Here is a 14742-nt window from a genome sequence, read left to right as displayed (position 1 = left end):
ACCGTATCTCCTAAATAATATGTTTTATCGCGATGAGCTATCAGAGGCCGCCAGGTAGCGATCGTGTCAGTATACGTGTAAGCTCCACATATCTGCTCACTGGAGATCTCATCATGACTGTAAAACGTAAAACGCAAAACGTGACCGTCACTCTCGAACGGGATTTACTCAATCGTGCGCGCGAAGCCGGTGTAAATATGAGCGCGACATTAGCCGCAGCGCTTGATGCTGAGCTGAAAAAACATGCTGCCCTGCGTTGGCGAGAAGCTAATGCTGAAGCAATAGCTGCAATGAATGCTTTAGGGGAAGAGACCGGATGCTTTTCTGATGAATATCGGAGTTTTTGACAGTGCAATATTATGTCTACAGAAGTACCAGTAAAAACCCGGCCTTCCCACTTTTAATTGATGTTACCAGTGACATTATTGGCGACATTAATCGCCGCTTAGCGATCCCGTTAATGCCCGTTGAGCGACTCAGTGTTAATCCCGCGCCGGAGCGTTTAAACCCGATACTGGCTTTGGTTGACGGGAAAAAATACGTTTTGATGACACACGAAGCGGCAACCATTCCTGTTAAAGCCTTAGGAGTCGAGTTTTGCGATGCGAGCGGATACCGCAACGCTATTAAAGGAGCGCTCGATTTCATGCTTGATGGCATTTAGACACGCATGTTTAGAATATCTCCGCACCTCTAGGGAATAATTAAGTCGCCGCGCAGCAGGCTGCCGCCGGGCTGCGGGCTTTTGCCGATCAGCCAGTTGACGATCCGCGAAGCCATCGCATCCATCGAATACTCAATCGCCGGGATGGTCGGAATACCCGGCATCTGCAGCGAACCCGCGAGACTGAAGACCATTACTTTTTCCGGCACCGCGCGGTTAAACGCCTGCAGCTGCGGCACTACCCGCTGCGCCTGCAGTTCATCGCTCACCAACAGCGCATTAAAGTTCAGGGTAGTGGCGTTATTCATCAACTCCTGCACCGCCACCGACGACGAGGCGCAGTCCAGGAAGACCAGGTTGCGATTAAACGGCAGGAAGTTCTTCTCCAGCGCATGCTTATAGCCCAGCAGCACCTGATCGGCAAAGCCGCTCCCCTGCGGATGGATCAGCGCAATCTGCCGCCGCCCCTGATTAATCAGATAATGACAGGCGGTTTCCGCGGCGAAGGCGTGATCAAACTGAATACTGTTCTCGCCATCGCTTTCCAGACAATCAATCAGCGCCACATCGGGGCGCTCGATCTGCAGCGGAAAGCGCGCGCCGATGATCAGCACGTCATCGCACAGGCCACAGGTGAGTTCATCCAGCGCGCTTAATACGTCGCCGCGGTTATTGGCGAAGCGCAGCAGTAGATGCTTCTGATGCTGGCTGAGCTGTTTTTCCAGGGCGTAGAGATAGCTGGTGGTCTGATTGATGTTGTCCTGCGCGCAAATCACGCCGATACAGCCCGTCGACTGGCTCAGTAAGGATTGGGCAATCATATTGGGCCGGTAGTTCAGCGTTTCCGCCGCCTGAAGCACCGCCTGGCGGCTGGCCTCTTTTACCCCGCGCGAACCACTCAGCACGCGCGAAACCGTGGCTTTCGATACCCCGGCTAACCGTGATACATCATTGATTGTCGACATTTTTTTCCCCTGGCAGGTGCGGCTTAGCCCCTGTAACGCTGTGTCCTGAATCGCTTCAATTATAACCAGCGGCAGTATAGCCGTTTCCTTTTTTATTTGGAAACCGATTTTCCATTTCGGCAAAAAACCACGCCAAATCGACATTATTTTGTGAGCGAAATCTAATTAGTAAGGCCGCTAACGGTGAGTTATTGACCGCGCTCACAGTTCTGTTTTTTATAAATGGAAACCGGTTTCCGTCTGATATCAAATCATCCTCGCAATAACTTTTTACATATGAGGAAAGCCGTCGATGTACAAGATTATGCTGTGTTGCTCCGCCGGGATGTCCACCAGCCTGCTGGTGAGGAAAATGGTGGATGCCGCAAAGGAACGCGACCTGCCGGTGCAGATTGACGCCTATGGCGTTGCCGAATTTGATATGCAGTTTCCGCAATACCAGGTGGTGCTGCTTGGCCCCCAGGTCAAATACATGCTGAAAATGCTTAGCGAGAAAGCCGCTCCCCTGAATATTCCCGTTCAGCCTATCGATACGATGGATTACGGAATGCAGCGGGGAGATAACGTTCTGAATTATGCCCTGTCGCTGATCGCCGCGGCGCACTAAGAGGTGTTCAAATGAGTTCTCTGTATCAGTCGATGATTGCCGTGATCGAGCAGTCTATTACTCCGCTGGCAGGACGCCTTGGGCAACAGAAATATGTTATCGCCATCCGCGATGGCTTTACCGCCGCATTGCCGTTCATGATCATCGGCTCTTTCATGCTGGTATTTATCTTTCCGCCTTTCTCGCCGGAGACCACTAACGGTTTTGCCCGCGGCTGGCTGGATTTTTCCCAGCAGTACCGTGAACAGCTGATGCTGCCGTTTAACCTCAGCATGGGCGTTATGACCTTCTTTATCTCGGTCGGCATCGGCGCCAGCCTCGGACGCCAGTTCCAGCTCGATCCGGTCATGTCCGGCCTGCTGGCGTTTATGGCCTTCCTGCTGGTCGCCGCGCCCTATGCCGATGGCAAAATTTCTACTCAGTATTTATCCGGCCAGGGCATTTTCACCGCGCTGATCACCGCCATCTACTCCACCCGCGTTTACGCCTGGCTTAAGCAAAACAATGTGACCATCCGCCTGCCTAAAGAGGTGCCGACCGGCGTCGCCCGTTCATTTGAGATCCTCATTCCGGTACTGGTGGTCATCGGTACTCTGCATCCGCTCAACCTGTTCATTGAAGCGCAAACCGGCATGATCCTGCCGCAGGCGATTATGCATCTGCTGGAACCGCTGGTCTCCGCCTCCGATTCGCTGCCGGCGATTCTGCTGTCGGTGCTGATGTGCCAGATTTTCTGGTTCGCCGGTATTCACGGCTCGCTTATCGTCACCGGGATTATGAACCCGTTCTGGATGGCCAACCTGTCGGCAAACCAGGCGGCGCTGGCGGCCGGCGCGGCGCTGCCGCACGTCTACCTGCAGGGCTTCTGGGATCACTATTTGCTGATTGGCGGCGTCGGTTCGACCCTGCCGCTGGCCTTCCTGCTGCTGCGTAGCCGGGTCACGCATCTGCGGACTATCGGCAAAATGGGCATCGTGCCGAGCTTCTTTAATATCAACGAACCGATTCTGTTCGGCGCGCCGATCATCATGAACCCAATGATGTTTATTCCCTTCGTCTGCGTGCCGATGGTCAACGCGGTGCTGGCTTACGGCGCAACCCGCCTTGGCTGGCTGAGTCAGGTAGTGTCGCTGACGCCGTGGACGACGCCCGCGCCGATTGGCGCCTCGTGGGCGGCTAACTGGACTTTAAGCCCGGTGGTGATGTGCGTTATCTGCATGGTGATGTCGGCAGTGATTTATCTGCCATTCCTGCGCGCCTATGAGCGTTCATTAATAAAGAATGAAGTCGAAAAGGCGAAAAGCGTGGCACCGGTCGCCGGGGCCGTTAGCCAGTAATTCCTGTATTACCTGAAAATATGTATTTATGCGGAAAAGGGATTTTCGCCAAATAATCTGATTATAAACGCAATAACCTCAGGAAATATATTTTGAGAAAAAATTAATACATCTGCATTTGTACTAGCCGTTAAATTTCGCCACTGAGAGTAAGATATTTATTCTCCGGCGTAGCTGTACCCTGAAAAAACAAATCAGCTTATTTTGGTTATTTTTATTTTAACCAGAATGGGGCGGTTATTGTCTGCATATATTAATTATTAAAGTGAGATAACCATGAATACAGTTAAAAAGCTGCCATTGGCCATGGCGGTTATCGCCGCGCTGTGCCCAATTTCCGTACTGGCGCAGGATTTTACTCAGGAACAGATCGACGCCATCGTCGCGAAAGCCGTCGATAAAGCGCTGGCCGACCGCCAGGCGAAAATCGACGCCGCGGCCAATAAAAAGGTCGATGTTATTACCAACCCGCAAACCACCGCGGCTTCGCCGGATCTGGCGATCCCATTCGGCCTGAAATTTAGCGGCTACGCCCGCTATGGCGCCCATTTCCAGACCGGCGACCAGAAATACGTCGGCGTCGATGGCTCCTATAACGGCGCCTCGGCGATTGGCCGTCTCGGTAACGAAAGCAACGGCGGCGAATTCCAGATCAGCAAAGCGTTCAAAAGCGCGCAGGGGGCCATCTGGGATATTAACGTCATGTTTGACCACTGGAGCGACGAGGTTAACCTGAAAAAAGCCTACGTCGGCGTCACCAACGTCCTTGAATCCAACCCCAACGCCTATATCTGGGCCGGCCGCGACTTCCACCAGCGCCCGCAACAGGGGATCAACGACTACTTCTGGATGAACCACGACGGCCAGGGGGCCGGGGTGAAGAATTTCGATATCGGCGGCGTGCAGTTCGACGTGGCGACGGTGTCGCAGGTGAAATCCTGTAGCCCGGAAGTGATGGCCGACGAGACCAACCCGTCGCGCATCACCTGTACCGGCAGCTCCGATACCGGCGACAACGGCCACTACGCGTTGACCACCAAAACCCACAACATCAAGGCCGGGCCGATCGACGTCGAGGTGTACGCCAACTACGGCTTTGACTCAAAAGCGGTGGACAGCGACGCGCGCCTCGATGCCTGGCAGGGCGGGCTGGTGCTGAGCCATACCAACGACAGCGGGGTGAACAAAGTTATTCTACGCTACTCCGATAACTCGGATAACAGCGTCTACAACAAAACTGACGACCTGACCACGGTTTACGCCAGCTTCGAGGGCAGCCATAAATTCACCCAGCAGGCGCAGATCGAATATCTGCTGGCCTTCCACGACTACGACAACGGCAAGGACAATACCGACAACCGTAAAAACTACGGCGCGATCGTCCGGCCGATGTACTTCTGGAACGATGTGCACTCGACCTGGCTGGAAGCGGGCTACCAGCGCGTTGACTACGACCAGGGCGGGGATAACCACGGCTGGAAGCTGACGCTGTCGCAGAACATCGCCATCGGCATGGGGCCGGAGTTCCGCCCGATGCTGCGCTTCTATGTTACCGGCGGCCAGGTGAATAACGAGCACACCGCGAAAGTAGACGGCACCAGCGACGAGCGGCTGGATTCGCTGAACATCGGCGGTATGTTTGAGGCCTGGTTCTGAGGCAATCCGATTCCCGGCTGGCGCTACGCTGAGCCGGGCTACAACTCCGGATACAACCTATCTCTGGCCTAATCGGCGGGCGATGCGCTCAAGCTTCATCATCAACAGCAGCGTGACGCCCACCAGCACAATGGTCAGCGCCGAGCCATCGGCGATATTGCCGCGATCGGTGAGGCTGAAAATAGTCACCGGCAGCGTCGTCCAACCCGGCGGATAGATCATCACCGTCGCCCCTAACTCTCCCATCGACAGCGATAAACTCAGCGCCAGCGCTGAAATCATCCACGGCGTCATCAGCGGTAGCGTAACATGGCGCAGGCGATACCACGGCGAAGCGCCCAGGCTTGAGGCGACGTTTTCAATATCGGCGGAAATCCGCGCCAGCCCGGTCGTTACGTTGCTGAAGGTAAAGGCGGAGATCAGCACAAAGTGCGCCGTCAGGACGATAAAGAAGGTGCCGTTCATCTGCAGCGGTCCCTGGCTGAACGCCACCAGAATGCCCAGTCCGACGGAAACCGAGGGGATAGCGCTGGGCAGATAAAACGCCAGGCCAAGATATTTCTGTAACTTCGCGCCATACTGGCGCAGCGCCAGCGCCGCCCACATCCCGCACAGCAGCGCCAGAAGGCTGGCGCAGAAGCCCACCATCAGGCTCGAAAACAGCGAATCCCACGCCGCGCCGCGAAAGGCGTTAACAAAGTGGGTAAAGGTAAAGCCGGTGGGCAGCAGGCCGTTCCATTGTTTACTCAGGCTGGAGAGTAAAATCACCGCCAGCGGCAGCAGGAAAACGCCGGCAAATAGCGTCACCGCCAGCGCGCCCGCCGCCGCGCGGCCTTTACGCGACCAAATCAACATCGTTAACTCCTTACGCCAGTGCGCGCCGCAGCCAGCCGATAGAGCATAAACAGCCCCAGCGACAGCAGAATATTAATCAGCGCAATCATGCAGGCCACGCTGTAATCCGACTCCAGAATCGCCTTGCTGTAGACCATCATCGGCAGGGTATTAACCCCTTTGGCGCCAATAAACAGCACGATACCGAACTCGTTAGTGGTCAGCAGCAGGCAAAGGCTGCCGCCCGCCATCAGCGCCGGTAGCGCCGCCGGGAAGATAACCTGGGTAATCACCCGTAACGGGTGAGCGCCGAGAATACTCGCCGCTTCCAGCTGGCTCTTATCTATCTGCCGCAGTCCCGCCATTAGCGGGCGCATCACCAGCGGCGTAAAGACGGTAATCTCCGCCAGAATCACGCCGTTTATTGAATAGAGAAAATCTACCGGCGGCAGTTCAAAAGCAAACAACGCCATCAGGGTGCCGTTGAGCAGCCCCGCCGAGCCGTAAATAAAGGTGAACGCGAGAGTAATCAGGAAGGTCGGCAGCGCGATAAACGTATCGATGACCCGGCTCACCAGTTGGCTGCCGGGGAACGGAATAAACACCAGAATCAGCGCCAGCACGCTGCCGAGCACCAGGCAGCCGAGCGTCGCGAAAACGGCGATCTGCAAGGTATTAAACAATGCGCTGATAAAGCGCTTAGAGTCGATCACCTGCCAGAAAGTCTCGAGGCTTAGATTGCCGCTGGCGTCGCGTAACGCCTGTTCGGCGATCAGCAGTAGCGGATAGAAAAATAGCGTCGCCAGCACCAGCAGCGGCAACGCCAGCCACAGGTAAGGGCGTAGGTTTCGCGCCGGACGCGCAAGCGTGAGGGTTTGCGCCATTATTGCACCTCGATCAGAACCGCATCGCCAGGTTCAAAGTAGAGCGCCAGCTTGTCCCCCGGGCGCGGCAGTGGGTTTACGTGGGTCATGACGATCCGCACCGCTTCGCCAGCGACGTCGCACAGCAGATGCGTCAGATCGCCCTGCCAGTGTACCGAGGTCAGGGTAGCGTTGAGGCGATTACTGATTGCCGATCGCGGCGCCAGGCTCATGTGCTGCGGGCGAATGCATAACAGCTTGTTGTTGCCATGCAGGCCGCCCCGGCTGAAGGCGTTAATCAGGCCGCCGCCGCAGCTCACGCTAACCAGCCCCGGCTCGGTACTGTCTTTCAGCGCCGTTGCCTGCAGGATATTGGCGCGGCCGAGGAATTCGGCGCTAAAGCGGTTCGGCGGATAGTGGTACAGCTCGTGCGTTCCACCGTGGGCGATCAGCGAACCGTCTTTCATGATGCCGATTTTGTCCGCCAGGGTCAGCGCTTCGGTTTGATCGTGGGTGACGTAGAGGATGGTGAGCTCCGGCAGTTCGCGATGCAGGCGGGCAATCTCTTCCACCATGTTATGACGAATTTGCGCATCCAGCGCCGACAGCGGTTCATCAAGCAACAGCACCCGAGGACGCACGGCAATCGCACGGGCTATCGCGACGCGCTGCTGCTGGCCGCCAGAAAGCTGATGCGGGTAGCGGGTGGCATAATCCGCCATACCGACAATTTTTAAGGCTTCAGTCACCCGCTCGGTGATAAGCCCCCTGGGCTGCTTTTGCGCCCGCAGGCCGAAAGCAACGTTATCTTCCACCTTCATATGCGGGAACAGCGCGTAGTTCTGCACCACCATCGCCAGCCCGCGTTTGTACGGCGGCAGCTGGGTGACGTCCGTGTCGCCAATCAGGATCCGACCGCCAGCCGGTTGCACAAAACCGGCAATCGCCCGCAGCACCGTGGTTTTCCCGGAACCGGAAGGGCCTATCAGCGCCAATACTTCTCCGGGTTCAATGGTCAATGACAGCGGTTTTAAGACCACGTTGCCGTGGTATGAAACGCGCAGCGAGTCCAGGGTGATCCCGGAAGTCCCCGCCAGCGACGGGGAAGGAGTGACGGTGGTTTTCATCAACATCAGGCTTACTCGCTATCGGTCACTTTATGCCAGCGGGCGATATCCGCCGACAGCGATACTGCAACGTCGTCCCAGTTCGGCTCCCAGCTCTTCACGCCGTCGAGCGCCGCTTTCGCCGCCTTAAAGTTAGCGTCATCCGGCGCCACATCGCTGCGTACCGGCAGGCCCCAGGAGCGCGCGCTGACGCTGGATTGCGCCGGTTTATCCAGCAGGAAATTGATCAGCTTCTTGCCGTTTTCGCTGTTCGGTCCGTTCTGTACCAACCCGATGGTGTAGGGCAGCGCCAGCGCGCTGCGCTCGCCTTTATCATCCGCCGGCCAAAAAATTTTAACGTTCGGGTTACGCGCCATCTGCGACAGGTTCATCTGCAAATCGCCGTTGGCGACGTACAGCTCGCCTTTATTGACCAGCGCCGTCAGCTTGCCGGTCGAGGCCGATGGGCCAACGTTATTGGCCTGCAGCTTACCCAGATACGCAAAACCGGCGTCTTTACCGCCGAGGCTGTGGAACGCCTGCAGCATCACCGCGGTACCGTCGCCCGCCTGACCCGGCGTGGAGTACTGCAACTTGTTCTTAAAGCGACTATCCAGCAAATCCTGCCAGCTGGCCGGCGCGGTTTTCAGCAACTGGCCGTTATAGATGAAGGTCAGATAGTTGTTCACCAGCGGCGCGTAGCGGTCGTTAGCGCCGGGGATCTGCGCGCTACCCTGCGGGGTAAAGGTTGCCAGCAATTGCTCTTTCGCGGCGCGCTGGATAAACGGCGGCACCGTGACCAGCACATCAGCCTGTGGATTGGTGCGCTCCTTGGCCAGACGTTCAACAATCGCGCCGGAGCCGCCTTCCACATACTGCACTTTGATGCCCGTCGCTTTGGTGAAGGCAGCGAACTGGCTCTGATACCAGCTGTTATCGCCGTCATGCAGGCCGTCGGCGGAATAAACCGTGACGACGCCGTCCGCCCAAACCGGAGAGCTGGTCAGCGCGAACAGGGACAGCAGAGCAAGTCGGGAGAGTTTCATCGTATAAGCCTCATCGGATAGTCAGTTATTCTGGTGTAGACCAGATTTGGCTTCACGCTACCGGGGGTTTATGACAAAACGATGAAAGAAGTGTGTCGAAAGAGTTAAAACGAGCGGGATGCATAGTCCCGGTAAGCGTTAGCGCCACCGGGGAGATCAAAAAATTTAACCAATAAAATCAATGGGTATCGACTTCGATCCGCAGGCTGTCATGCCGCCAGTATTCAATATCGTAATCGAGAATACGTCCATGCTGATCGTAATTCAGCCGGCGCAACAGCAGCGCCGGGCGCCCTTCCATCACCCCCAACGCCTCTGCGGCCTGCGGCGGCATTGAAGTGGGATAAAACGACAAATGCATACTGGTATAGATCAGGTCGTACTGAGTTTGATAAATCTCGGTCAGACTGCCGTTGAGATCGTGGCGCAGCAGCTCAGGCACCCGCGCGGGCAGACAGTGGTTTTCGCAGTAGCACACCGGCCGGCCGTCGGCATAGCGCAGCCGGGTCAGCAAATAGACCTGATCGAAGGGCTGCAGCGCCAACGGCGCCATCACATCCAGCGGCACGGCAGCCAGGCGGCCATCAAGCAGCACCGTTTTCGGTTCGCGCCCCTGCTCGAGACACAGCTTGTGGAAGTTGGTATTTTGCGTCGGATCCAGCCATAGACGCTCCGGCGTCACAAACCAGCCGCGGCGGTCGGCGCGATAAATCACGCCGCTGGCCTCCAGCTGCGCCAGGCTCTCACGCACCGTAATCCGGGTCGTGTTGAACAGCGCGCACAGCTCGCGCTCGGAAGGCAGCTTGTCGCCGCTTTTGAGGGCGCCGTTTTGAATACGCGCCTGCAGCTGCGCTTTAATCATCAGGTATTGCGGCATCTCGCCAGAGGGTGATTTCATGTTTACTCACTGCCACTTTTCGTGCGCTCATTATACATAGCCAGATGAATTTTTTGTTGCAGCGCCACATTTCCTTTGACCCTGCCCCGGCTTTGTCTCCATGATAAATATAAATCTGGTATAGACCAAATGGTGAGACAAATGACTTCACGGAACTACCTGCTGCTGACCCCCGGCCCACTAACCACCTCCCGTACGGTGAAAGAGGCGATGTTGTTCGATAGCTGTACCTGGGATGATGATTACAATCTCGGCGTGGTACAGACCATTCGCCAGCAGTTGGTGCAGTTGGCTACCCCGGCCGACGGTTATACAGCGGTACTGCTGCAGGGCAGCGGCAGCTACGCGGTCGAAGCGGTACTCGGCAGCGTCATCGGCGGACAGGGCAAAGTGCTGATCGTCAGCAATGGCGCCTATGGCGCGCGTATGATTGAGATGGCGCAGCTGATGGGCATCGCCTGCCATCCTTACGACTGCGGCGAAGTCGCACGCCCTGATGCGGCGGCGATCGAACAGATCCTGCAGAACGACCCGGCGATCACCCATATCGCGATGGTACATAGCGAAACCACCACCGGCATGCTGAATCCGATCGAAGAGGTGGCCGAACTGGCGAAACGGTACGATAAACGCTATATCGTCGATGCGATGAGCAGCTTTGGCGGCATTCCGTTGGATATCGCCGCGCTGAATATTGATTACCTGATAAGCTCCGCCAACAAATGTATTCAGGGCGTGCCGGGCTTTGCCTTCGTGATTGCCCGCGAATCGGAACTGGCCGCCTGCAAAGGCCGTTCGCGCTCGCTATCACTGGATCTGTACGCCCAGTGGCGCTGCATGGAAGATAACCACGGTAAGTGGCGCTTCACCTCGCCGACCCATACCGTGCTGGCCTTTGCCCAGGCGCTGAAAGAGCTGGCGCAGGAGGGCGGCGTTAGCGCCCGCTATCAGCGCTACCGCAACAATCAACGCCGTCTGGTGGCAGGGATGCGCGCGCTCGGCTTCCGGCCACTGCTCGACGATAGCCTGCACTCGCCGATCATTACCGCCTTTTATTCACCGGATGCGCCGCAGTATCGCTTTCACACCTTCTACCAGAAGCTGAAAGATCAGGGCTTCGTTATCTATCCGGGCAAAGTATCGCAAAGCGATTGCTTCCGCATCGGCAACATTGGCGAAGTCTACGACGCCGATATCACCGCCCTGCTGGCGGCTATCGACAACGCCATGTACTGGAAACAATAAGGAACCGCCATGAACCGTATTAGCGCACTGATCCTTGACTGGGCAGGCACCACTGTAGACTTCGGCTCTTTCGCCCCGACGCAAATTTTCGTCGAGGCCTTCCGCAAGGCCTTCGATATTGAGATCACCCTTGAAGAGGCCCGCGTGCCGATGGGGCTTGGCAAGTGGCAGCACATTGAGGCGCTGGGCAAACTCCCTGCTGTCGATAGCCGCTGGCAGGCCAAATTCGGCCGCGCGATGACTGCCGCCGATATCGATGCGATCTACGCCGCGTTTATGCCGCTGCAAATCGCTAAGGTTGTCGATTTTTCCGCACCGATTGCCGGCGTTGTCGACACTATCGCCGCGTTTCGCGCCGAGGGCCTGAAGATCGGCTCCTGCTCGGGTTATCCGCGCCCGGTGATGGAAAAGTTGGTACCAGCCGCTGCCGCCCAGGGCTACGCCCCGGACCACTGGGTCGCCACCGATGACCTTGCCGTCGGCGGTCGTCCGGGCCCGTGGATGGCGCTGCAGAACGTGATTACCCTGGGCATAGACGATGTGGCCCACTGCGTGAAGGTCGATGATGCCGCACCGGGCATCAGCGAAGGGTTACATGCCGGGATGTGGAGCGTCGGGCTGGCGGTGTCCGGTAACGAATTCGGCGCTACCTGGGAGGAGTACCAGGCGATGTCGAAAGAGGAAATCGCCACCCGTCGCGAGCGGGCGGCAGGCAAACTGTATGCCGCCGGGGCTCACTATGTGGTTGATACCCTGGCGGATCTGCCGGAAGTGATTGCCGACATCAACGCCCGGCTGGCAAAAGGCGAGCGGCCGTAAGCGGGTTAATTCACCTTCACTTTGGTCGTCACCAGCAGGCCGGTAAACAGCATTAATATTCCTGACAACACCAGCGGCGACAGCAGCCCTAAGTGGTCGAGCGCAACGCCGCCGACCGCGGCGCCGCAGGTGTTGGCAAGCTGGATCACCGCCACCTGAATCGACCCGGCTTTTTCCGCCTGATCGGAGAGAGAACGGGTGATCCACGTTGACCACCCCACCGGGATTAGCGCAAACGCGAAGCCCCAGATAATCGCCACCGTCGAGGCGACGATTTTGCTTTCTCCCCACAGTACCAGCGCCGCCGCGCAGGCGGTCAGCACCAGCGGCGAAATCGCCAGCGCCGCTTTGACCGAGCGCTTCAGCACCACCGAGGAGAGCGAGGTGCCGATAAAGCTGGCGATACCAAAGCTCAGCAGCACCAGCGTCAGGCCGTCGACGTCAAAACCGGCGAGGGTCATGTAAACCGGGCGAATATAGGTAAAGAAGGCGAACTGTCCGGCAAAGGCCATGAAAATGGCGCACATCCCGGCCATCACCCCCGGACGCTTCAGCAGACCAAACATATTTTGCTGCTGAGCCGCCGATTCACCCGGCAGCGACGGCAGCGCTTTCAGCACCCAGAGCGTACACAGCACGCCCATCACCGCCGCGCCGTTAAAGACGTTGCGCCAGCCGATAAGCCCGCCAAGGAAACTGCCCAACGGGGCGGCGATCACCAGCGCGATTGATACCGCGCCGAAAATAATTGATAGCGCTTTCGGCACCACGCGCATCGGCACCAGACGCATGGTCAGCGACGCCGACATCGCCCAGAAACCGCCGAGCGCCAGACCCAAACAGGCGCGTCCCAGCAGCAGCAGGGTGAAGCTATCGGCAAACGAGACCAGCAGGCAAGAAAGGGTCAGCAGCAGCGAAAACAGGATAACCACGTAGCGGCGATCGGTTTTGCCGATAACCGTGGTGATAAACAGGCTGGAAAACATCGCGACGAATGCCGTCGTCGTCACCGATTGCCCGGCCATCCCTTCGGAGATGCCTAAATCCAGCGCCATCGGCGTCAGCAGACTAACCGGCAAAAACTCGACGGTAATCAGGCAGGCGACGCAGAAAGCAACCGCGAAGACCGCCGACCAGTTTGGCCGCGCGAGATCGCGTGCATGGGGTTTGGTTTCATTTGAATGACTCATGAGTAACCTGCGAAGAAAGTGGCGGAAAGCTGCGCAGTGTAACATTTTGTATGTGACGTACTTAACGTTTTCGCAACTCTTCTCGCTTTTCATAAGAGGATGCGTAGCTGCTCGCATGTTTAAAAAAACGATGCTTGCTATCGCTTTAACAAATCTCAGGAGAATTTAATATAGCACTATGTGCTATACTTTTAACGACAGGATGTCAGCAATGCGTATCTTTAAAACCAAATGGTTCGCCAGAGAGGCTAGCTCTCATGGCATTTCCGACGACGAGCTCTATCAGGCAATTCAATCTGCGCTTCAGGGCAAAGTGGTTGATTTAGGAGGAGGGGTTTATAAAAAGCGACTCAACAAGAATCGCGATCGCGCAATCATCCTTACCAAAAGCGCAGGGTATTGGTTTTATACCTTTCTATATGCCAAACAGGATATAGCCAATATCAACCATCGCGAATTAATGGGGTTTCGTGAGTTAGCAAAACACTATGCCAATCTCTCTGAAGAGAAAACGACGGCCTTAGTTAAAAGTAAAGAACTGGTGGAGATTTGCGATGACAGCAAAAAATAAATACAAAAGCCCGGCTTTCGAGGCGATCCATAGCGCTGCGTCGGGGCTATTCAGCGTTGGCGCAATCCCACAGGAAACAATGCGCCATTTTGATGAATCATGTCTCGGTAGCGTAGCCGCACTTCAACCCATTGAAATTAAAGCGCTACGTGAACAACTCAATGTTAGCCAACCCGTGTTCGCTCGTTATCTGAATACCAGTGTGTCTACCGTGCAAAAATGGGAGACTGGCGCTAAACGACCGAGCGGAATGTCATTAAAATTGCTTAGCGTCGTACAAAAACACGGCCTGAAAATCCTACTGTAGATATTCTGCCGGATGGCGCTTACGCTTATCCGGCCTACAAGGAACCCAAGGGAGATATAGGTTTGAACCGTAGGCCGGATAACAATGAGATCAGTGCAACCAGTGCACGCCGTCTTCCGGGAGAAACAGATCGTTATAGCGCTGCTGTAGGTTATGTAAATCGCTCACATCCGGGTCCAGTTCGCGCAGAAAACCTTGCGCCAGGCGGATCTGTGCGTCGGTAATCGGCGCCGCTAATCGCGCTTTTTGCATCAGGCGATACCAGTAGTGCAGGTTTTTTTCGCTGGCGTCGACAATCGCGACCTGCCAGATAAGCAGCACCTGCGCGGCGTTCTGCAGATGTGCTTCATTGGGCCGCTCCAGGTAACGCAAATACTCATTACCGGCGGTTTTTCCCAGCTGATCGATCATCGATTCCAACGGAACAGGCGTAATGCCAAGGCGTTCGCTCAGGCGGCGAATCGCGCGGCGTGAATCAGAGGTAAGCACCCGAAATCCCACAACAAATACCACTACCAGGGTGGCCAGTCCTATCCAGATCATGCATCCTCTCATCCAATCGCGGCCTCACTATCATAATGGGAATTTGCCTGCTGTCGACTGTCGGACGAACCATAATGTGACTTATCGCGTT

General features: G+C 56.3%; 17 protein-coding genes. 9 read left to right on the top strand and 8 right to left on the bottom strand.

Annotation, left to right across the window (positions count from 1 at the left end; translation table 11 throughout):
- Nucleotides 1–113 precede the first annotated feature (113 nt).
- Both PGR79_RS12350 and PGR79_RS12345 read left to right on the top strand, forming a co-directional pair.
- Entirely contained in the window at nucleotides 114–347 is a 234-nt protein-coding gene (locus PGR79_RS12350; RefSeq protein ID WP_045390507.1) for a type II toxin-antitoxin system CcdA family antitoxin, read from the top strand.
- Nucleotides 348–349: 2 nt separating this feature from the next.
- On the top strand, nucleotides 350–664 hold the full coding sequence (locus PGR79_RS12345) for a CcdB family protein (RefSeq protein WP_113374079.1): 315 nt from the start codon (nucleotides 350–352) through the stop codon (nucleotides 662–664).
- A 29-nt stretch (nucleotides 665–693) separates the two neighbouring features.
- Here the strand turns inward: PGR79_RS12345 and PGR79_RS12340 are convergent, their stop codons facing one another.
- Nucleotides 694–1629, bottom strand: coding sequence for a LacI family DNA-binding transcriptional regulator (locus tag PGR79_RS12340; protein ID WP_113374113.1), 936 nt, complete (start codon nucleotides 1627–1629; stop codon nucleotides 694–696).
- Nucleotides 1630–1921: 292 nt separating this feature from the next.
- Between PGR79_RS12340 and PGR79_RS12335 the strand changes: the two genes are divergently transcribed.
- The 3 genes from PGR79_RS12335 (at nucleotide 1922) to PGR79_RS12325 (ending at nucleotide 5229) form a co-directional block, all read left to right on the top strand.
- Complete coding sequence (locus PGR79_RS12335) at nucleotides 1922–2236, top strand: PTS sugar transporter subunit IIB (RefSeq protein ID WP_015369080.1); 315 nt, start codon at nucleotides 1922–1924, stop codon at nucleotides 2234–2236.
- Between the two features lie 11 nt (nucleotides 2237–2247).
- Nucleotides 2248–3573, top strand: coding sequence for a PTS cellobiose transporter subunit IIC (locus PGR79_RS12330; protein ID WP_015703869.1), 1326 nt, complete (start codon nucleotides 2248–2250; stop codon nucleotides 3571–3573).
- 276 nt (nucleotides 3574–3849) lie between these two features.
- Nucleotides 3850–5229 carry a carbohydrate porin gene (locus PGR79_RS12325; protein ID WP_113374080.1) on the top strand — a complete coding sequence of 460 codons (1380 nt, stop codon included), beginning with the start codon at nucleotides 3850–3852 and terminating at the stop codon, nucleotides 5227–5229.
- A gap of 57 nt (nucleotides 5230–5286) precedes the next feature.
- Here PGR79_RS12325 and phnV read toward each other — a convergent pair whose 3' ends face one another.
- From phnV to phnR, 5 genes are all read right to left on the bottom strand, one after another.
- On the bottom strand, nucleotides 5287–6084 hold the full coding sequence (gene phnV / locus PGR79_RS12320) for a 2-aminoethylphosphonate ABC transport system, membrane component PhnV (protein ID WP_113374081.1): 798 nt from the start codon (nucleotides 6082–6084) through the stop codon (nucleotides 5287–5289).
- Between the two features lie 2 nt (nucleotides 6085–6086).
- Nucleotides 6087–6947, bottom strand: coding sequence for a 2-aminoethylphosphonate ABC transporter permease subunit (gene phnU, locus PGR79_RS12315; RefSeq protein ID WP_087858896.1), 861 nt, complete (start codon nucleotides 6945–6947; stop codon nucleotides 6087–6089).
- Complete coding sequence (gene phnT, locus PGR79_RS12310) at nucleotides 6947–8059, bottom strand: 2-aminoethylphosphonate ABC transport system ATP-binding subunit PhnT (protein ID WP_113374082.1); 1113 nt, start codon at nucleotides 8057–8059, stop codon at nucleotides 6947–6949. The genes phnU and phnT overlap by 1 nt, the downstream gene beginning before the upstream one ends.
- Before the next feature lie 5 nt (nucleotides 8060–8064).
- Complete coding sequence (phnS, locus tag PGR79_RS12305; protein WP_040182531.1) at nucleotides 8065–9078, bottom strand: 2-aminoethylphosphonate ABC transporter substrate-binding protein; 1014 nt, start codon at nucleotides 9076–9078, stop codon at nucleotides 8065–8067.
- A gap of 178 nt (nucleotides 9079–9256) precedes the next feature.
- Nucleotides 9257–9976: a phosphonate utilization transcriptional regulator PhnR gene (gene phnR / locus PGR79_RS12300; RefSeq protein ID WP_045397821.1), complete on the bottom strand. Its 720-nt coding sequence runs from the start codon at nucleotides 9974–9976 to the stop codon at nucleotides 9257–9259.
- 141 nt (nucleotides 9977–10117) lie between these two features.
- Between phnR and phnW the strand changes: the two genes are divergently transcribed.
- Nucleotides 10118–11221 carry a 2-aminoethylphosphonate--pyruvate transaminase gene (phnW, locus tag PGR79_RS12295; RefSeq protein ID WP_113374083.1) on the top strand — a complete coding sequence of 368 codons (1104 nt, stop codon included), beginning with the start codon at nucleotides 10118–10120 and terminating at the stop codon, nucleotides 11219–11221.
- A gap of 9 nt (nucleotides 11222–11230) precedes the next feature.
- Nucleotides 11231–12040: a phosphonoacetaldehyde hydrolase gene (phnX, locus tag PGR79_RS12290; RefSeq protein ID WP_015703877.1), complete on the top strand. Its 810-nt coding sequence runs from the start codon at nucleotides 11231–11233 to the stop codon at nucleotides 12038–12040.
- 5 nt (nucleotides 12041–12045) lie between these two features.
- Here phnX and nepI read toward each other — a convergent pair whose 3' ends face one another.
- Nucleotides 12046–13230 (bottom strand): purine ribonucleoside efflux pump NepI, encoded by a 1185-nt coding sequence (gene nepI, locus PGR79_RS12285; protein ID WP_015369069.1) that lies wholly within the window; start codon nucleotides 13228–13230, stop codon nucleotides 12046–12048.
- A 211-nt stretch (nucleotides 13231–13441) separates the two neighbouring features.
- Between nepI and PGR79_RS12280 the strand changes: the two genes are divergently transcribed.
- Entirely contained in the window at nucleotides 13442–13801 is a 360-nt protein-coding gene (locus PGR79_RS12280) for a type II toxin-antitoxin system RelE/ParE family toxin (protein WP_087858890.1), read from the top strand.
- Nucleotides 13785–14108, top strand: coding sequence for a helix-turn-helix domain-containing protein (locus PGR79_RS12275; RefSeq protein WP_004173862.1), 324 nt, complete (start codon nucleotides 13785–13787; stop codon nucleotides 14106–14108). Before PGR79_RS12280 ends, PGR79_RS12275 begins: the two co-directional genes overlap by 17 nt.
- A 90-nt stretch (nucleotides 14109–14198) precedes the next feature.
- Here PGR79_RS12275 and PGR79_RS12270 read toward each other — a convergent pair whose 3' ends face one another.
- The gene (locus PGR79_RS12270) at nucleotides 14199–14651 is read right to left on the bottom strand and encodes a DUF1198 family protein (protein ID WP_004901545.1); all 453 of its coding nucleotides are present in this window, start codon (nucleotides 14649–14651) and stop codon (nucleotides 14199–14201) included.
- Between the last annotated feature and the right edge of the window lie 91 nt (nucleotides 14652–14742).

Origin of the sequence: Klebsiella sp. 141161, assembly GCF_050600815.1 — a bacterium.
Lineage (GTDB): Bacteria > Pseudomonadota > Gammaproteobacteria > Enterobacterales > Enterobacteriaceae > Klebsiella > Klebsiella aerogenes.
The sequence above is the reverse complement of the archived record's forward strand: the minus strand, read 5'-3'. Positions and strand labels throughout refer to the sequence as shown.